The 18,414-nt window shown below is 73.5% G+C and carries 18 protein-coding genes; 12 read left to right on the top strand and 6 right to left on the bottom strand.

Annotated features, from left to right (window positions below; translation table 11 throughout):
• Positions 1 to 22 precede the first annotated feature (22 nt).
• From CP968_RS31450 to CP968_RS31415, 8 genes are all read left to right on the top strand, one after another.
• Positions 23 to 1,357 (top strand): aspartate aminotransferase family protein, encoded by a 1,335-nt coding sequence (locus CP968_RS31450; RefSeq protein WP_229886864.1) that lies wholly within the window; start codon positions 23 to 25, stop codon positions 1,355 to 1,357.
• Entirely contained in the window at positions 1,354 to 2,310 is a 957-nt protein-coding gene (locus tag CP968_RS31445) for an inositol monophosphatase family protein (RefSeq protein ID WP_150521211.1), read from the top strand. Before CP968_RS31450 ends, CP968_RS31445 begins: the two co-directional genes overlap by 4 nt.
• A 5-nt stretch (positions 2,311 to 2,315) precedes the next feature.
• Positions 2,316 to 3,227: a diiron oxygenase gene (locus CP968_RS31440; RefSeq protein ID WP_150521210.1), complete on the top strand. Its 912-nt coding sequence runs from the start codon at positions 2,316 to 2,318 to the stop codon at positions 3,225 to 3,227.
• 37 nt (positions 3,228 to 3,264) lie between these two features.
• Positions 3,265 to 4,140, top strand: a complete 876-nt coding sequence (locus CP968_RS31435; protein ID WP_150521209.1) for a class-II aminoacyl-tRNA synthetase family protein — start codon at positions 3,265 to 3,267, stop codon at positions 4,138 to 4,140.
• A complete protein-coding gene (locus CP968_RS31430) occupies positions 4,137 to 5,159 on the top strand; it encodes an NAD(P)H-dependent flavin oxidoreductase (RefSeq protein WP_167536881.1) in 1,023 nt (340 codons plus the stop codon). The genes CP968_RS31435 and CP968_RS31430 overlap by 4 nt, the downstream gene beginning before the upstream one ends.
• A complete protein-coding gene (locus CP968_RS31425) occupies positions 5,159 to 5,398 on the top strand; it encodes an acyl carrier protein (RefSeq protein ID WP_208835998.1) in 240 nt (79 codons plus the stop codon). The genes CP968_RS31430 and CP968_RS31425 overlap by 1 nt, the downstream gene beginning before the upstream one ends.
• Positions 5,399 to 5,405: 7 nt before the next feature.
• A complete protein-coding gene (locus CP968_RS31420) occupies positions 5,406 to 5,948 on the top strand; it encodes an MOSC domain-containing protein (protein WP_189829096.1) in 543 nt (180 codons plus the stop codon).
• Positions 5,949 to 6,193: 245 nt separating this feature from the next.
• Complete coding sequence (locus tag CP968_RS31415) at positions 6,194 to 7,567, top strand: hypothetical protein (protein ID WP_150521207.1); 1,374 nt, start codon at positions 6,194 to 6,196, stop codon at positions 7,565 to 7,567.
• A 142-nt stretch (positions 7,568 to 7,709) separates the two neighbouring features.
• Here CP968_RS31415 and CP968_RS31410 read toward each other — a convergent pair whose 3' ends face one another.
• Positions 7,710 to 9,008 (bottom strand): MFS transporter, encoded by a 1,299-nt coding sequence (locus CP968_RS31410; protein ID WP_150521206.1) that lies wholly within the window; start codon positions 9,006 to 9,008, stop codon positions 7,710 to 7,712.
• Between the two features lie 43 nt (positions 9,009 to 9,051).
• On the bottom strand, positions 9,052 to 9,540 hold the full coding sequence (locus CP968_RS31405) for a winged helix-turn-helix transcriptional regulator (RefSeq protein WP_150521205.1): 489 nt from the start codon (positions 9,538 to 9,540) through the stop codon (positions 9,052 to 9,054).
• A 94-nt stretch (positions 9,541 to 9,634) separates the two neighbouring features.
• Between CP968_RS31405 and CP968_RS31400 the strand changes: the two genes are divergently transcribed.
• Together CP968_RS31400 and CP968_RS31395 are read left to right on the top strand one after the other, a co-directional pair.
• Complete coding sequence (locus CP968_RS31400) at positions 9,635 to 10,138, top strand: PaaI family thioesterase (protein ID WP_150521204.1); 504 nt, start codon at positions 9,635 to 9,637, stop codon at positions 10,136 to 10,138.
• A gap of 125 nt (positions 10,139 to 10,263) precedes the next feature.
• Positions 10,264 to 10,812, top strand: coding sequence for an EF-hand domain-containing protein (locus CP968_RS31395; RefSeq protein WP_150521203.1), 549 nt, complete (start codon positions 10,264 to 10,266; stop codon positions 10,810 to 10,812).
• A 195-nt stretch (positions 10,813 to 11,007) separates the two neighbouring features.
• Here the strand turns inward: CP968_RS31395 and CP968_RS31390 are convergent, their stop codons facing one another.
• Complete coding sequence (locus CP968_RS31390) at positions 11,008 to 11,727, bottom strand: TetR/AcrR family transcriptional regulator C-terminal domain-containing protein (RefSeq protein ID WP_150521202.1); 720 nt, start codon at positions 11,725 to 11,727, stop codon at positions 11,008 to 11,010.
• Positions 11,728 to 11,878: 151 nt separating this feature from the next.
• Between CP968_RS31390 and CP968_RS31385 the strand changes: the two genes are divergently transcribed.
• Positions 11,879 to 13,369, top strand: a complete 1,491-nt coding sequence (locus CP968_RS31385; RefSeq protein ID WP_150521201.1) for a serine hydrolase domain-containing protein — start codon at positions 11,879 to 11,881, stop codon at positions 13,367 to 13,369.
• A 102-nt stretch (positions 13,370 to 13,471) separates the two neighbouring features.
• On the opposite strand, the gene CP968_RS31380 is transcribed toward CP968_RS31385, so the two are convergent.
• Complete coding sequence (locus tag CP968_RS31380) at positions 13,472 to 14,977, bottom strand: aromatic prenyltransferase (protein ID WP_150521200.1); 1,506 nt, start codon at positions 14,975 to 14,977, stop codon at positions 13,472 to 13,474.
• 607 nt (positions 14,978 to 15,584) lie between these two features.
• Here CP968_RS31380 and CP968_RS31375 point away from each other — a divergent pair.
• Positions 15,585 to 15,977, top strand: a complete 393-nt coding sequence (locus CP968_RS31375; RefSeq protein ID WP_150521199.1) for an ATP-binding protein — start codon at positions 15,585 to 15,587, stop codon at positions 15,975 to 15,977.
• A gap of 11 nt (positions 15,978 to 15,988) precedes the next feature.
• On the opposite strand, the gene CP968_RS31370 is transcribed toward CP968_RS31375, so the two are convergent.
• Both CP968_RS31370 and CP968_RS31365 read right to left on the bottom strand, forming a co-directional pair.
• Positions 15,989 to 16,912, bottom strand: a complete 924-nt coding sequence (locus CP968_RS31370) for a TIGR03564 family F420-dependent LLM class oxidoreductase (protein WP_150521198.1) — start codon at positions 16,910 to 16,912, stop codon at positions 15,989 to 15,991.
• 107 nt (positions 16,913 to 17,019) lie between these two features.
• Entirely contained in the window at positions 17,020 to 18,396 is a 1,377-nt protein-coding gene (locus CP968_RS31365) for an amidohydrolase family protein (RefSeq protein WP_229886865.1), read from the bottom strand.
• Positions 18,397 to 18,414 lie beyond the last annotated feature (18 nt).

The following is an 18,414-nucleotide window of genomic DNA, read 5'->3' as shown; positions in this document are numbered from 1 at the left end:
GACAGAAGTCGACAGGAGCCACATGGCCGACCTCATGCGCGTCCAGAGCGGTGCCCGGAACGACGCGGGGAACGATGCACGGAGCGAAGCCCTGAGCTACGCACAACAGCACCTGTACTACCCGGTCAGCGCGTACGAGATGGACCACGGCGAGGGCGTCCACCTGTATGACACCGACGGCAACGCGTATCTCGACTGCGCGTCCGGCACCTTCAACCTGAGCCTCGGCTACGGTCACCCCGAGGTGGTCAAGGCCATGCGCGACCAGGTCGAACGGCTGGTGCACACCACGTCGACCTTCCAGACCGCGCCCGTCAACGAGCTGGTCCGTCGGCTGGTCGACGTCACCCCGGCGAACCTGACCAAGGTGCACCTCAAAGTGTCGGGCGGCTCCACCGCCAACGAGGGCGCGGTCAAGATGGCGCAGATCGCCACCGGCCGCCGCGACGTCGTCACTCTGTTCCGCAGCCACCACGGGCAGACCATGATGACGACCACCATGTCGGGCGAGTCCTTCCGCAAGACCCCCTTCCCGCACCTGATGCCCGGTGTGCTCCACGTCCCCGACCCCTACTGCCTGCGCTGCTTCTACCGGCAGGCGGGCCCCGACAGCTGCGGCATGCTCTGCGTCGAGCGCATCAACGACTTCCTCGACCACGCCGGCTCCGGCAGCGTCGCCTGCGTGGTCGTCGAACCGATATCGGGCAGCGGGGGCAACATCGTGCCCCCCGACGGCTACCTGCCAGCGCTGCGCGCCCTGTGCGACGAACGGGGCATCGTCCTCATCTTCGACGAGATCCAGACCGGCATAGGCCGGGTCGGCCGGATGTTCGCCGCGGAGCACTACGGGGTCCGGCCCGACATCCTGACCACCGCCAAGGGCCTCGGCGGTTCCGGAGCCCAGATCGCGGCCATCGTCGCGGACGAGCGGATGTCCGGACTCAGCCCCGACCACCACTCCTTCACCTACGGCGGCAACGTCCTCGCCGCCGCGGCGGCAGCCACCACCCTCGACGTGATCGGCCGCGCCGGCTTCCTGGAAAACGTCCGGGAGGTCGGCGCCCGCATCATGGAGAGGTTGCGCGCGCTGGCCGCCCGCCACCCCGCCGTCGTGGACGTGCGCGGCCTCGGCCTGATGATCGGGATCGAGATCGGCGACGACCGGGGACGCCCGCACAGCGAGCGGGCCCAGGCCCTGGCCCGGCGCGGCATGGACCACGGACTGGTCCTGCGTACGTCCCGCTACGGCCGGGGCAACGTGATCAAGATCCGCCCGCCGCTGATCCTCACCCGCGACGAGGCCGATCTGCTCTGCGACCGGCTCGAGGCCCTCTTCGCCGCCGAGGCCGCCGCATGACCGGCCCCGAGCACGGCGGTCCCTCGGAAGCCGCGGCCGTGCGGCACTATGTGACCGGCCTGGCCGCAACGGTGCGCGAGGCCGTGCTGGAAGCCCGGCACCGGGCGGGCAGCCGGCTGGTCCGGGGCCACTCACCGGGCGGCGACGCCCAGTTCGGCCTCGACGACATCGCGGAGGCGGCCACCTGGAAGTACGTCGCCGACCGGGATCTGCCCGTCGCCGTCTACTCCGAGGACCGCGGCCTGCAGTACCACGGCACGGACCCCGCCCACCTGCTGGTCGTCGACCCCATCGACGGCACCCGGCCCGCCGTCGCCGGCCTGGAGTCGGCCACCGTCTCGGTCGCCGTCGCCCGCATGTCGCGGCGCCCACGCATCGCCGACGTCGAGCACGCGATTCTGATGGAGCTGCGCACGGGCGCCTACCTCTACGGGGACCGGGCGACTCCCGGCATCACGGCGCACGGCTACGACCGTCCCCTCCCGGCACTGACCCGCACCACCGACCCCGCGCGGATGCTCTGGTCGCTGGAATTCAACGGTCACCCGGCCCACCTGATGACCGAGGCGTACGGCCACCTCATCGACCGCTCGGCCAACACCGGCGGGGTCTTCGTCTTCAACAGCGCGACCTGGTCCATCTCCCGGGTGCTCACGGGCCAACTCGACGCCTACGTCGACATCGGCAACCGACTGCTGCGCGACGATCCGGCGCTGCTGCCCGAGTTCGAACGCGTCGGCAACGGCCGAGTCCTGCACCTGTTCCCGTACGACATCGCGGCGGCCGTCTTCCTCGCCGAGCGGGCCGGGGCGGTCATCACCGACGGCTACGGACAACCGCTCGGCGACACCGTCCTGACCGACCTGAGCATCGCCAACCAGCGTTCCTGCGTCGCCGCGTCCACCCCGGAACTCCACCGGGCCCTGTTGTCGACCATCCGCTGGAAGGAGTGACGTCCATGTGCCCCCCGGACACCCCGCCCGCCCGAGCGCTCACCGCGCCAGCGGACGACACCGAATTCCGGACGTTGCTCGACCGGCTCTCCGACAAGGCCACCGCCGACTACTACAACCCCTTCACCACGTTCGACTGGCCGGCCTCGATCCCCACCGACGAGCTGTGGATGTCCCCCGAACTGCTCTCGCTCCACGGCACCGAGCTGATGGACGAACTGGGCACCGACCAGATCCTGGCCCTGAGCCGTTGGGAGAGCGTCAATTTCTACAGCCTGAACGTGCACGGCATCCGCGAACTGCTCATCGAGGTCACCCGGCGCGTCCATACGCCCGGCTTCGAACTCCCCTCCGAGTTCTTCCACCACTTCATCGGTGAGGAGAACGACCACATGTGGTTCTTCGCCGCCTTCTGCCTCAAGTACGCCGGCAAGATCTACCCCGACAAGTCCATCAGGCTGCCCGAGGCCCCACGCGACCCGGACATCGAGAACTTCCTCGTCTTCGCCCGGATCCTGGTCTTCGAGCAGATCGTGGACCACTACAACGTCCAACTGGCAGCCGACCGCCGCCTGCACCCGACCATCCGGCACCTCAACCGGCTGCACCACCAGGACGAATCCCGCCACATCGCCTTCGGCTGCCGCCTGGTGCACCTGCTGTGGGAGCGGCTCCTCGACCGTGGTCTGGACGAGGCGGCCCGCCGCGAGCTGCGCACCTACCTCGGCCGCTACCTGACCACCAGCATCGAGTCCCTCTACAATCCGGCCGCCTACCGCGACGCGGGTCTCCCGGACGGCTTCGCGCTGCGCCGGCGCATGCTCGCGCATCCCGCCCGGCAGGCCGCCCACGCCAGGGTGCTGCACAAGACCACCGGATTCCTCAACCGGATCGGGGTGTTCGATGACCATCGCTGACCCCGATCCGGATTCCTCAACCGGATCGGGGTGTTCGATGACCATCGCTGACCCCGCGGCCACGGGTGGGACGGGGACCACCTGGTCGGTCCGGGACGGGCTGGCCACCCTCGACGAACCCGCGGTCCTGCTCAAGAGCGCGCTGGACGCGGTGTTCACCCGCTGGGGCGCCGAGGCCGGAGCCCGGCAGCAGAGCTACCCACCGCTGCTACGGGCGGACGAGCTGCGCACGCTCGACTACTTCCGCAACTTCCCGCACCTGGGCAACCCGGTCACCCGCATCCGTCCCGACCGCCTGGCCGCCCGCGCCGCGGCCCGGGCCGAAACCGCGGCCCTGTCCGCGACAGACCTGGCCGATGCCACCCACCTGCTGCCCTCCGCAGCCTGCTACGGCTGCTTCCTGCACCTCTCCGGCACCAGTGCCGACGTCCCCGTCCTGATCAGCACGGTCGCGCAGTGCTACCGCAACGAGGACCACCACGACGGGCTGCGCCGGCTCTGGGGGTTCACCATGCGGGAGATCGTCTGCGTCGGCTCGGCCGAGGCCGTACGGGCCCACCTCGACCGCCACCAGGAGCGGATCTCCGCCTTCGGCGAGGCCCTCGGCCTCGCCCTGGAACGACAGCCCGCCACCGACCCGTTCTTCGAGAAGGACGGCTCCCGCACGCTCCTGCAGATGCTGGCCCCCGTGAAGGACGAATACCTGCACACCGACGGCACTGCCGTGGCCTCCACCAACAACCACCGCAACTTCTTCGGCGAGCGCCGTGCCATCCGCCATGCGGGCCATCCGGCCTTCACCGGCTGCGTCGCCTTCGGCCTGGAGCGATGGGTGCACGCGCTGGACGACCGTTTCGAAGGGGACCTGGCAGCCGCGCACCGCGCGGTACGGCGGTGGGGGGAGCGCTCGTGACCCGGCTGGCAACCCGGCTCGGCCTCGCGCTGCCGCTGCTGCAGGCCGGGATGGGCGGCGTCGCGGGACCCGGGCTGTGCGCGGCCGTGTCCCGGGCGGGAGCGGGCGGCACCCTCGCGCTGTACAAGGAACCGCCCGCACGGGCCGCCCGGCTGGTCCGGGAGGTGACGGCTGCCACCCACCGTCCGTTCGGCGTGAACCTGATCCCCGAGGTCACCGGACCGGCCGCCTGCCTGGACCAGCTCCGGGCCGTCCTGCCCGAGCTGCCCCGGGGTGCCTTCGTCACCTTCTTCGGGTTGCCCGACACCCGTGCGGCCCGGTCCGTTCAGGCCGCCGGGCACCCGCTGGTGATCCAGGTCGGCACCCTGGCGGACGCGGGCACCGCCCTCGAACACGGCGCGGACGTCCTGGTCCTCCAGGGCACCGAAGCCGGCGGGCACCTGCTCGGTCGGCTGCCCGCGAGCCTCCTGCTGGCCGACGTCCGGGCCCGCCACCCGCGCGCCGTACTGGCCGTCGCGGGCGGGATCGCCACCGGAGGCGACCTCGCGGGCGCCGTGGCCCGGGGCGCGGACGGGGCCGTGGCCGGAACCCTGTTCGTCCCGGCCGCGGAATCCACCGCGCACCCGCGGTTCAAACGACGGGTGGTCGAGGCGGTGGCCGATGACACCCTCGTCACCTCCCTGTTCGACATCGGCTGGCCGCACCGCCCGCACCGCGTGCTGCGCAACCCCCTCACCACCTCCGCTCGACGCGCCCCTGCCAGCTTCATCGCCACCACCCGGGTGGACGGGCGGGACCACCCGGTGCCGCGCTACAGCGCGGCGGTTCCGGGGAGCGGCACCACCGGCCGCATCGAGGAGATGGCCATGTACTGCGGCCGGTCCTGCACCCGCGTGACCGACCGGCAGCCGGCCGCCGTCACCGTCGCCCGGCTCCGCCGGGAGTACGAGGACGCCCGCAGGCCCCCCACCGCCGCGCGCACGAGCGGTTCCCGCAGGACGGCCCGGATCGAGGAGTGATGACCGTGGACGACGTGACCAAGCCGGTCGTGGACTGGCTGCTCGAACGCAACCCGACCGTCGGGGAGATACCGGCGGATCTCGACCTGATCGAGAACCGGCTGATCGATTCGCTCGGCTTCATGGAGTTCGTCCTGCTGCTGGAGGATCTGATCGGGCGGGAACTGCGGCTCGACCAGATCGACGTGGACCAGTTCCGCACGCTTCGCTCCCTCACCCACCACTTCCTGAAGGGGTGAACCGTCCATGGCCCAGGAACCGCTGCCCGGACCCGGCCGGGTCGCCTCCCTGCACCTTGCCGCGCACAACGGCGATCCCACCTTCCGCGTCGCACGGGCCCGCGCGGTGGCGGGCCACGGCCTGGCGGGAGACCGCAACTACTGGGCGAGCGAGGGGCCCCGTCTCCGGGGGGCCGGCCGGTCGTCCGGGGTCTGCGACGTCACCCTCATCGAGGCCGAAGCCCTCGACGCGCTGGCGCGCGAACACGGCATCACCCTCACTCCCGCCGAATGCCGACGCAACCTCATCTCCCGCGGCATCCGGCTCAACCCGCTGGTGGATCGGGAGTTCCGGATCGGCGCGGTGATCCTGCGCGGTCTCACACTCAGCGAACCCTGTACCCGCCTCGAACAGCTGGTCCGCCCCGGCCTGATCCGCGGCCTGCTGCACCGCGGCGGACTGCGGGCCGAGGTGCTGCACGGCGGGATCATCCAAGTGGGCGACCGGATCCTCCCGCTGCCCCACGACGCGCGGCCGATCCCGCCGACCGTTCCCGCCCTCTCTCCGTGAGGTCGCGCGCGGGCCGTGCGCACTCCGCACGCGCGCGGCGGCCCCGTCACCTTCGCCGACGACAGCCCGTCGAACGGCGGCCACCCGGTCCGGGACGCCTGGTGAACGGCGGGGAAGCCCGTACGCCGGCGCGCACGCGGCCGGGAACAGACCGAGCACCCATGCCCGCGGATCCGGACGATTCCCCCGCGCGCCGCGCGCGCGGCGGAACCGCCCGGCCGTGGCCCTGCAGACAGGAAGACAGCATGGCGATCGAAGGCTCCGCCCCCGGGCGGCACGACGGCACGGCACCGGAGTCCGGTGCCCACGCGCCCTCGGACGAGGCCGTGCAACGCGCGGACAGGGCGTCCAAGGAGCTCGCCGCGGCGGGGGCGGCCGTCTCCGTCCGCCGGCTGGATTGGGGCTTCGTCCTCCTTCTCGACCAACGGGCCGCGGAGCGCTTCCTCGGCCTCGACCGTGCCGGCACGCCCGTCGACACCTTTCGCGACCTGGTGTCGGAGGTGCTCGCCGGGGCCCTGCCCACGGATGTCGCGGGGGCCGTCGGGGCGGCGCTGGCCGGCCGCACCGGGCAGATCCGGTCGGCTGCCCGGGGCGCCGGGTGCCAGCTGCTCTCCCCCTGGTCCGCGCCCACCCTCCTCACCGCCATGCCCCTTGACGCACCGCCGCGCGAGACCGGCCTGTGGTTCAGCGTGTTCGCAGCCGGAGCGGGCTGGGGGGCCGACGCACAGTTCACGGCCGCCTACGCCTCCGAAGCCCCGGCCCTGGCCGTCTTCCGCGATGACCTGTACTGCGTCTACCAGGGCCGGGGCGACGATCCCCACCTGTGGTGGACCGCGCACCAGGCGGACGGCACCTGGTCCGAGGACCGGTCGATGGGCGCGCACCACACTCTGGGCAGCCCGGCCCTGGCCGTGTTCCAGGACCGGCTGTACTGCGCGCACCGCGGCGGCTCGGGCGACTGGGGCATCGCGGTGACCTCCTACGACGGCAGTGCCTGGACGCCGGACCGGCCGGTCCCGCAGGCCGAGAGCGTCTACGGACCGGCGCTGGCCGTCTTCCGTGACGCCCTCCACCTCGCCTACGCCGACCCCGCCCAGCGGATCATGGTCACCACCAGCCGGGACGGCCGCGGCTGGACGACCCCCGAGCCCGTTCCCGGCTGCGCCACCACGAGGTCCCCGGCGCTCGCCGTGTACGACGGCACCCTCCACCTGCTGCACGGCAACCCCAAGGACGGGGCCGTCCACTGGAGCCGGCTGGACGGCGCCGGCTGGGCCTTCGAGGGCGCGCTGCCGGGGCACCGTACCCGGAGCAACATCGGCCTGGCCGTCTTCGACGGCAGGCTCATGTGCGTCCACCGCGACCCCGCGCGCCAGCAGCTGTGGTGGTCCGCCTTCGACGGCGCCGGGTGGAGCACGGACACCGAGATGCCGGGGCACAGCAGCAAGTACGGTCCGGCGCTCGCCGTGTACCGGGACCGGTTCGGGACCCGTGACCAGCTCCTGTGCGTCCATCGGGGCCACGCCCAGCGCTCCGTCACCTCGGCGGGGGAGGTGGTGACCGACGAGGACCCGGCCGGACTGCACGAACTCGACGACCCGGGTTCCGCGGCCGACTGAGACCGGACGGCGGCGGCCGGGGCGCGGCGACCGCGCCCCGGCGGGTGCTCGATACGGCAGTCGCCCGGCGGGACCGGCGGTATGGACGACCGCTCCTCGACGGGTGGGGCCTGTGCCCGAACGCCGGGCGGGCGCGGCCCGGTCAGGCCCGGGTCGTGTTCGGTTGCGGGTGGGACTCGCGCTCCGCGCGGCGGCGCAGGGCGTCCTCGTCGGTGTCGGCGTCGTAGGAGATCAGCTTCGGCAGGGCCGCGGCCAGTAGGGCCACCGATGCCACGCACGCCAGGCCGCCGCTCCAGAAGGCCGTCCGGGTGCCCGTCCAGCTGGCCATCGTGCCCGCCCGGACCTGGCCGAGCTGCGGGCCGACGCTGTACGAGAGCACCTCGATGCCGGCCAGTCGGCCCCGCAGCGCCTCGGGGATCGTCTGGTTCCAGATCGTGGCGCGCCCCAGACCGCTCAGCATGTCGCCGGCCCCCGCCACCGCGAGGCACACCAGCACCGGCCAGATGGTCGAGAACCAGCCCGCCGCGGCGATGGCCAGCCCCCACACCCCGGCCCCGCACACCACCAGCAGGCCGTGCCTGCGCACCCGTGACACCCAGCCGCTCGTCATTCCGAGGACCAGCGAGCCCACGGCTCCCGCCGCGTACATCAGGCCCAGGGCCCACACGGCGTCGAGCTCGTCCGCGAGGAAGGGGAAGATCGCGTTCGGGAAGGCGAAGAACATCGCGGCCAGGTCGACGGCGTAGGTGCCGAGCAGTACCGGACGGCTCCACGCGTACCGGGCCCCTTCGGCGATCCCGCGCAGCGACGGGCGCGCGGCGTCCCGTACGGGTGGCGCCGGGGCGAGTCGCAGGCACAGCAGGACCGAGACCAGGAACCCGACGACGGTGACCGCGTAGGCCGAGGCGTAGCCGGCGTACGCGACGACCACGCCGGCCAGCGCCGGGCCCGCGATGGCGCCGAACTGGTAGCGCAGACCGTTGAGCGCGGCGGCGGCGCTGAGCTGCTCGTGCGGCACGATCCGCGCCATCAGCGAGTCCAGGGCCGGCCGCTGCAGCCCGGTCAGCGCGGAGACCCCGGCCGCGACCAGGTACAGCGGCCACAGCAGCGGGTTCGGCAGGGTCGCGTTCACGAGCAGGACGAGCGCGAGCACGCCGAGGCCGGCCTCGGTCAGCAGGATCAGCCGGCGGCGGTCGACGGCGTCGGCGAGCGCGCCTCCGTACAGGCCGCAGACGACCAGCGGGACCAGCTCGACGGCGCCCATCGCACCGACCGCCAGGGGCGAGTCGGTCAGGTGCTTGATCTGGAGCGGCAGCGCGATCATCGCCATGAACGAGCCGAAGAACGTGACCGTGCCCTGGAAGAACAGCAGCCGGAAGTCGCGGCTGGAGCGCCAGGGAGAGAGGTCGGGCAGCACCGCGGCCCAGCGGGAAGTACTCACGAGGGGCCATGGTCGCCGGTCACGGCCGAACGCGGCAACGGATTTATCCGGCGGCCGACCGGCGCCTGGCTCCCGGGCCGGGCCTGGCGGTGACCTCGCCGGGCCCCGGTGCGGTGCGCTCCCCCGCGTGCTGCCCCGCGCACTCGACGACGACCCGCACCGGGGCGCCGCAGTCCTCGTGGCGGAGGTCGAGGACCGGCCCGAGCGGGTCGCCCGCGTACGTCTCGCCCCACTGTTTGAGGGCCAGCAGGACGGGCCACAGGTCCCATCCCTTGCGGGTCAGGCGGTACTCGTGCCGGGAGCGGCTGCCCGGTTCCCGGTAGGGCACGGCCGTCAGCACGCCGGCCGCGGTCAGCTTCCGCAGCCGGTCGCTGAGGACCGCCTCGGACATGCCGATGTGCCGGCGGAACTCGTCGAAGCGGCGCACTCCGGTGGCGGCGTCGCGCAGGATCAGCAGGGTCCACTTCTCCCCGACCACGTCGAGCGTGAGCTGGACCGGACAGTTCTCCGTGCTCGCCTCAAGCCACTCCATGCGGCCAGCATAGGACGCTGGCTGCACAATTGACAGTCAGGTGACGGGAGGGCTAGCTTCGCATTCCACAGTCAGTACGGGAGGAGCGGGCGCCGTGGGACGGACACGTACGTACGAGTGGGAGGACCCGGCGGTGACGGCGGCCGCCGTGGGGCGCTCCTCGGGCCTGGACTTCCTGCGCGACCTGCGGGCCGGCCGGCTGCCGGTGCCGCCCCTGGGGGCCACCCTCGGCTTCACCCTCACCGAGGTCGAGCACGGGCGCGCGGTGTTCTCCATGGTGCCGGGCGAAGAGCACTACAACCCCATCGGCAGCGTGCACGGCGGCGTCTACGCCACCCTGCTCGACTCGGCGGCCGGCTGCGCCGTCCAGTCGACGCTGCCCCCGGGCATGGGCTACACCTCGCTCGACCTGAACGTGAAGTTCCTGCGCCGCATCACCGTGGACACGGGAGCGGTCCGCGCCGTCGGCACGGTCATCAACGCCGGCCGCCAAACCGCCCTGGCTCAGGCGCAGTTGTTGGACGCGGCAGACCGCGTACTGGCCCACGCCACCAGCACGTGCATGCTGTTCCCGATGACGGCCCCGTCGAACGGGTGACGCCTCGCGCAGATGTGCCCGTGGGAGCGCGGGTGCGCCGCGACCTATAGTGGCCGCGCCGTCCGGCGTCCCGCGGGGCTGCCGCGGCGGTTACCGGTGGGGTCCGGCGTCGAAGGGGGCCTGTCATGGCCAGTGCGTTTCAGGAGAGCAAGCTCCGGGGCATGTTCGCCGCGTTCGACGCGGACGGTGACGGCTATCTGCGCGAGGAGGACTTCACCGCGCTGATCGCCCGCTGGAGCCGACTGCCGGGCGTGGGGCCCGGGACCGAACTGCGGGCACGGGTGGAAGCGCTGCTGATGGGCTGGTGGGCGGCGCTGCTCGAAACCGGCGACACCAACGGGGACGGCGCGATCGACATGGGCGAGCTGCTCGCCCTCGTCGACCGCCTGCCGGCCATGGTCGCGGACGTCACCGCCACCGCCGACACCGTCTTCGACGCCGTGGACTCCAATGGCGACGGCGTGATCTCCCCCGAGGAGCACCGCCGGCTCGTCGAGACGTGGAACGGGCGGCCGGAGGAGCTAGCGGGCGTCTTCGAGCTGCTCGACCTCAACGGCGACGGCCATCTCAGCCGGGACGAGTTCCGGCTGCTGTGGCGGCAGTTCTGGATCAGCGACGACCCGACGGAGCCGGGCAACTGGCTCTGCGGCCGCTTCGCCGTCTCCCCCGCGTAGGCCGTCTCCGTTCTGATCGCGTGGGGTCGCGATCCGAACGGAGACGGCCCGGCACGCGGATCGCGGGAGGCGGGTCGCCGGAGCGCACCGGGGCGCTTCCCGGCGCACGGCGACCCCGTGGTGACGGAAAGGCCCCGCGGCCCACGGGGTGCACGCACCGCGGGGACGAGGACGGATATCGCGCGGCCGACGCGGTCAGGTGTCGAGCCGGGCCGCCAGGCCGTCGAGGACCCGTTCGAGCCCGTACGCGAAGTCGTCGTCGCGCAGCTGCCGCGGGTGCGCGTCCCGCCCGGCGGAGCCCGCCTCGCGCGGGCGCTGCCCCGCGGCCGCGTCGTGGGCCGGCCGCAGCGCCGCCACCCACTCCTCCTCGCTCGCGCCGCTCCGGGCGATCAGCGAGAGGTACGCGGCCTCGGAGGTCGCGATCCCGATCACGTACGCCGCGAGCGTCCCCGCGGCCCGGCCCCGCTCGTCCGCGGTGAAGCCGGCCGCCTCGAACTGGGCGAGCATCGCCCGTGACATCCGCAGTGCGTTGGGGCCGATGTGGACGAGACCGACCTGGCCGAGCTCGGGGGCGATCCAGGGGTGGCGCAGGGTCATCGTCCGCAGATCGGCCGCGAGGCGGGTGACGGCCGCGCGCCACCGGCCGCGGTCGGCGGTGGCCGGCAGGTCCAGCTCGCCGTGGACCTCGTCCACGACCAGCTGGATCAGCTCGTCCCGGTTGGCCACGTGCCGGTAGAGGGAGGTGGCCGCGGCGTTCAGGTGGCTGCCGAGCTTGCGCATGCTGAGCGCCTCGGTCCCGTCCCGGTCCAGCAGTTCGATCGCGGCGGCCACGATCTGCTCGCGGGTCAGCTGCTCGCGCTGGGGGCGCCGCGGCCGGGTCCATACCGATGCGGGCGGCTTCTCTTCGGTCGGCATGCGGTCCTCGTCCCGTTCCGTGCGGTTCCGGCGCGTCCTGCGGCCTGGCCCCCACCGTAGTGCACGCCGTACGCAGATTGCGGACGCCGTTCCCTTCTGCGTACAGTGTGCGCATCGAGAGAACAGTGTACGCAACAGGGTGGGAGCAGCGATGGCACGGAGCGGGAACGGGCACGTCGACGACCAGTACGGGCGGACCGGCGGCGGGCGGGCTCCGCAGACGCCGGGGTCACCGGGGTCGCCGGGGTCGCCTGCCTCCGGGGACCGGAGGCAGGACCTCGCCCATTGGCAGGCCCGGCTCGACGCGCTGTGCGCCGAGCACCACGTCCCGGGCGCTTCCCTCGCGTTCCTCGCCGACGGGACGGTCCACGAGCTGGCGACCGGTGTGCTGCACCGCGGCACCGGCGTGGAGACGACGACCGACTCCGTCTTCCAGATGGGCTCGATAGCGAAGGTCTACACCGCCACCCTGATCATGCGGCTGGCCGCCGCGGGAGAGCTCGACCTCGACGCCCCGGTCGTGGACGTGCTGCCGGAATTCTCGGTGGCCGACCCCGCGGCGACCCGGGCGATCACCACGCGCCGCCTGCTCAGCCACACCAGCGGTCTCACCTGCGACTTCACCCATGACAGCGGGCGCGGGGACGACTGCCTGGCCCGGTACGTCGACGCCGCGAGGGGCGTGGCGCTCGACTGTCCGCCCGGCTCCGCGATCTCCTACAGCAGCGTCGGCTACAACGTGCTCGGCCGGATCGTCGAGGTGGTGACGGGCAAGGTCTGGGACCGGGCGCTGAAGGACCTGCTCCTGACCCCGCTGGGCCTCACGCACACCGTGACGCTGCCCGAGGAGGCGCTGCGGTTCCGTGCCGCGATGGGGCACCTGGGCGAGCCGGGCCGGGATCCGGAGCCCGCGCCGGAGTGGGACATGATGCCGCGCTCGGCGGGCCCCTACGGCCGGGTGATCGCCAGCGCCGGTGACCTCGCCCGGTTCGCCCGGATGCACCTGGCCGGTGGTGTGGCCGAGGACGGTACGCGCATCCTCCCCGAGGCGGCCGTGGCGCTGATGCGGCAACGGGTGGTGGACTGCCCCGACCGGTGGACGGTCAGCTCGGACGGGTGGGGCCTGGGCTGGACCCTGTACGACTGGAACGGCGTCCAGGGCTACGGGCACGACGGGGCCTCCATCGGGCAGTACGGCTACCTGCGCGTGGTGCCCTCGGCGGGGGTGGCGGTCGCATTGCTCACCAACGGCGGCGGCGCGCGGGAGGTGTACGCGGCGCTCTGCCGCGAACTCCTCGCCGAACTCGCCGGGGTCGCCGTGCCGGAGCCCTTCGCACCGCCGGCCCGGCCGCCCGCGGTCGACCTGGCCCCGCTGGTCGGGACGTACCGGCGCGAGGGCGTCGTCATCACCGTGACCGAGCGGGACGGCGCGGGCCACGCCGTGTACGAATTCGTCGACGGCATGAAGGACTTCTCCGCGCCGTTGCGGATCGACCTGCTGCCGGTGACGGAGACGGTGTTCGCCGGTACGGGGGTGGGCGCGGCGTTCAGCGAGGACTACATGCCCGTGGTCTTCTCCACGCTGCCCGACGGCACCGGCTGCGTGTACATCGGCATGCGCTGCGCCCCCAAGGTCGCGTAGCCTCCGGCCGGACCGCGACGGCCGGTTCCCCCGCGGGCCCGGCGGGGCCGACGGCAGGAGGCACCGCCCCCGTCTCCGGCCCCGCCGCGCCCGGAGGGCGCGCTAGGCCGTCCGCGTCGTGCCGGACGGAGCGGTCGCCGTGCGGGCGTCGTCGGCCGCGGCCAGGTGGGCGTCGAACAGTGCCGCCGCCTTCTGCTCCAAAGCGGGCAGGAGCCGCACGCTCTCCTGCTCCTCGGGGTCGGTGCGGGCGAGCACTCCGGCGGCCGGTTCGTCCTGCAGGTTCGCGGCGACGTGGGGCATGCCGGCCGGGATGTAGAGCAGTTGGCCGGCCTCCGCGTCGACGTGGTGTTCGAGGTCGTGCCCGAAGTACGTGCGCGTACGGCCCCCGGTGACGAGCAGGGAGGACTCGTGGCCGTCGTGGATGTGGACCGCGCCGCGCGTGCGGGGCGGCATCGCGATCAGGTGCATGCACAGGGCCTCGGACCCCACGGTCTGCCGCGAGACGCCGGTGACCAGGCCCATCCGCTGCTTCCCCTCGTAGCGCGTCGAGGGGTCGACGACCTGGCAGAGCGCCTCCGCCGCGGGGCCCCGCCGGTGCGGGTGCGCGGCGGCGGGCGTGCGGACGGCGACGGCCCCGTCCGTCGCCGGGACCGTGCCGCCGGCGTGCTCGGCGGCGGCCAGGACGGGGTCGCGGCCGGTGCTGCCGGTGAGGTAGCAGTCCCAGTCGCGCAGCCGGGCGGCCATGTCCCCGCTGTAGGCGTGCTCCGCCTTCAGGTACGCGCTGCCGTCGGCGCCGTACGACCAGCCCAGCCCGCGGATCACCTCGGTGTCGTGGCACGGAGCCGCCGAGAAGAACTCGCCGATGCGCGGTGGCAGGGCCGGCATCCGCGCCTCGGGCACCCCCAGCGCGTAGAAGCAGGCCCGTGAGGCGGTCCCGGTGGTGAGCGAGAAGGTGACGGCCAGGCAGAAGTCCTCGGGGGCCACGGCCCGTACGCGCGCCACCGCGTCCTCTTCGGGCGCGGGGATGCCGACGGCCGCGAGGACCTGCGCGCAGCGGGCCGGGGTGAGGGGGCCGCGGGCACGGAAGTAGACGTTGACCGTCGCGCTGCGGTAGTCGACGGCGGTGAAACGGACGTGGTCCAGGCCCGCCCGGGTCAGCGCCGGCAGGTGCGCGCGCAGGGCGGCGGGGACGGCGGCATGGTCCAGGACCTGTTCGGCGGGTCGCATGCCGCCGAGGTACACCCAGGTCTTGGCGGCGCCGTTGAACGCGTCGAAGTCGCAGGACTGGATGGCGTCGGTCCCGAACGTACGGTCCCACGCGTCGACGAGGGCGGTCAGCGGACCGGCCTGCAGCAGTCCGGCCTCGACGGCGGTGCGTACGGTGTCGGTGCGCTCGCGGGCGAAGAAGCGGTAGCCGAGGTGGTCCCCGGGCCGGTCGGTCGTCTTCCACAGCACCGCTCCGCTGTGGAAGTGGCTGCCGAACACTTCGAGGACGCGGCGGGTCGTCCGCTCCTCGTAGGGGGCGCCCAGCGTCTTCGCCAGCGCGGCCACGTCGGAAAGGAATCGGGTTTCGGAGAATTCTTCGTACGTCTTCACGGTGTCGATCACACGACGGGTCTAGCGGACCCGCACCCCGATCCCGCGCACCCACGGCCGGAGACTCACCCGGGTGGTCCGTCGGATTCACCGGCAAGAGCCCTGCCGGCGCGGACTCCCGCACGGTGGGGGCGCGTTCGACGGCGAGCGCGTGGACACGGCTGCTTTCAGGGCACGTTGGGGGCGGCGGCCGGACCGGTGGCCCGCACCCGTCCCGCACGGATTTTCCGGCTTCGCGGGCACGAATTGCCGTGACCGTCCGACCTGAACCACGAAACGTCGATGATGTTGCGCGAACCGATCGAGGATTGCGCAGATCCTCCGGCCCTCCACACGATCACCGCACCCGCGGCCGGGTCGCACCCGGCCGCGCCTCCGCCGAAAGGCCACCCCCGCGCCCCGGCTTTCGGCTGTTCGGCCGTGGTGTGTGCCGCGGACCGCTCCTACCGTGGAATGCGGAGACGAGAGGCGGCGCGCACGTTCGGGCCGCCGCGATCCGGCAACCGGTGCCGGACCAGCCTCCGCCCACCCGCCCGCCTGCCGTCCGCCCGCCCGCCCGCCCGTCCGCCCACCCACCTGCCTGCCTGCCTGCCTGCTTGCCTGCCGGAGGAGACGCACCATGTCCGCCAAGCTGATCGACATCTCGCTGCCCGGCACCCCCCAGGCGGCGGGCCAGGCGCGGCGGGCCCTGGACGCGTGCGTCCGCGACCCGGAGCTGTCGGACAGCGGCCGGCTGCTGCTCTCCGAGGCCGTCGCCAATGCGGTGGAGCACACGCAGAGCGACCGGCTCCGGCTCGTCATCCGGTACGACGCGGAGACCGGCACCCTGATGTGCGCCCTCCACGACCAGCTGGCCGAGTTCCGACGCGCCGCGGCCGCCGGCACCTGCGCCGCGAGCGACTGGGCGGAGTCGGGCCGCGGCCTGTCGATCACGGCCGCGCTCAGCGCCGGTTGGGGCGTCAGCACCGACGGTTTCGGCAAGTGGCTGTGGTTCTGGCTGCGCGCCGCCTGACCGGGGCGGCCTCAGCCGGCCAGTTCGCCGAGCAGGTTCCAGGTGCGGCGCCGGTCGGCGTCCCCCGCGATCTCGGTTCCGGCGAACACCACTTCCGTCGCGCCGGCGTCCCGATAGCGCCGCACTTCCGCGGCGACCGTGCGCTCGTCGCCGATCACGGCCACATCGGCGGCCCTCCGGGCGCCGGAGAGCTCGATGGCCCGGGCGTAGGACGGGAACTGCTCGTAGAACGCCAACTGTTCAGCGGCCCGTGCCCGTACGGCGTCGACCTCGTCGGTCACCACGCCGTGCACGATCGCCACGATGCGGGGCGCCGGGCGCCCGGCGCGCCGCGCCGCCGCCGTGACGGCCGGGACGATGTGCTCGGCGAGGGCGCGGGGGCCGGCCAGGTAGGGCAGGATCCCGTCCGCCAGTTCACCGCTGACGCGCAGCGCCTGCGGCCCCATCGCGGCGACGAGCAGCGGGACGCCGCCCTCCGCACCGGGGACCCGCGCGGGGACGGGGGTGGTCGCGGTCAGCAGTTCGCCGTGGAAGTCGGCGGTGCCGGTGTCTATCAACTGCCGGAGCGCGACCAGGAATTCTCGGAGCCGGGCGATGGGCCGCTCGTACGGGATGCCGAATCCCGTCTCCGTCAGGAGCTTGGTGCCGAGCGCGAGCCCCAGGTGGTAGCGGCCGTGCGTGGCCGCCTGGGCGGTCTGGGCCTGGCTGGAGACGAGTAGGGGGTGGCGGCCGAAGACGGGGATCGCGGACGTGCCCACGTGCAGGCCGGGCACCTCGCGTCCGACGATCGCCGCGAGCTGGGGCGAGTCGGCACCGAAGGTCTGCCCGAACCAGGCGGACCGCAGCCCCGCGTCCGCGGCCTCCCGGGCGAGTCGTACGGTGGCGTCGATCTGGTTGCCGGCATCGGTCGCGTTGAGTGCAACTCCCACAGTCATACCGGTGAGAACGACCCGCCGGCCGGGAGGCATTCCGGCCCCCGCGTGACAGCTTCGTGTCGGCCGTGTGAACGCGGGGCCGGGGGCCGGGGGGCCGGGCTCCGGGTTCAGCCGTCGACGAGGGCGCCGTCGCGGGCGACGACGCGGCCGCCGCGCACCACCATGTCCCGCGCGGGCAGGTCGACCACGACCTGCGGGAGGCATTCGCCGCGTACAAGCAGGAAGTCGGCCGGCGAGCCGGGCTTCAGGTCGACCCGCGGGAGGCCGAGCAGCCGGGCGCCGCCGTCCGCGCCCGCGCGGTAGGCCGCCTCCAGCTCCTCGTCGAGCCGGGCGTCCTGGGCCCACGCCAGCAGGTGCGCGCGGTGCAGCATGTCCGCGGTGCCGAAGGGGCTCCAGGCGTCGCGTACGCCGTCCGAGCCGAGGCCGACCTGGACTCCGTGCTCGCGCAACCGGGCGATCGGCAGGACGAGTTCGGAGGAGAGGGCCACCGTCGTCAGGGAGATCCGCGCGTCCGCGAGTTCGGCGGCCAGCGCGTCCAGTTCGCGTTCGGCCATGCCCGGCAGGCAGAAGACGTGGCTGACGGTGACCTTGCCCTGGAGGGACAGGGCGCGCGTGCGGTCGATGATCGCGCGCAGCGAGCGCACGCCGGTGGCGGCCCGCTCGTGCAGGTGGATGTCGAGGCCCACGCCGTGCCGGTCCGCGATGCCGAAGACGATGTCGAGCTGTTCGTCGAGGGCCTCGTCGAAGCCGGTCGGGTCGATGCCGCCGACCCGGTCGATCGCCCCGGTGCGCGCGGCCTCCTCCAGCAGTTCCCGGGTGCCGGGCGCCCGGACGACCCCGTGCTGGGGGAACGCCACGATCTCCACGTCGAGCGCGTGCCGCAGTGCCGTGCGGGCGGCTCCGACGCCCTCGACGCCCTCCAGGCCGTAGGCGGGGGCGACGTCGACGTGGGCGCGCATCGCGCGCGTGCCCTGCGCCACGGCGTGGCCCATCAGCCGTTCGGCGCGGACCTTCAGCGGGGTGCGCAGGGCGTGGTACAGCTTCACGTCCTCGGCGGTGAACTCGGCGATGGTGGCGGCCGGATTGCGCGTCACCCAGGGCTCGCCCCACGAGGTCTTGTCGGGGTGGATGTGGGCGTCCACGAGGGTGGGCAGGGCGATCCGGCCCTTGCAGTCGACGGTCCTGGCCCCGCGCGGCGGCGGTCCGGCGCTGATGGCGCCGTCGATGACGGTGAGGTCGACGGGCCGCTTCGCGCCGTAGGGGCGGACGTTCGTGAAGACCGTGGCGCGGGGGTCGGCGCCGCCGTGCCGGGGCTGCTCCGTGATCCGGTCGGCCGGGGAGGCGTCAGGCGCGGCGGGCGGGGGTGCGGCGGCCGCGGTGTCGGCCGGGGTGAGGGCCGCGGTGGTGCCCGCGAGGGCGGCGGCGGCGAGCATGCCGCGCCGGGAGAGCGCCGGGACGGGGGAGGTGGTGGACCGGGCGTACATCGGGCGCTCCTTCGAGGG

This window comes from Streptomyces subrutilus (assembly GCF_008704535.1).
GTDB classification, from domain to species: Bacteria; Actinomycetota; Actinomycetes; order Streptomycetales; family Streptomycetaceae; genus Streptomyces; species Streptomyces subrutilus.
Note: the sequence above shows the minus strand (reverse complement) of the source record. Positions and strands in the feature narration are given on the sequence as shown.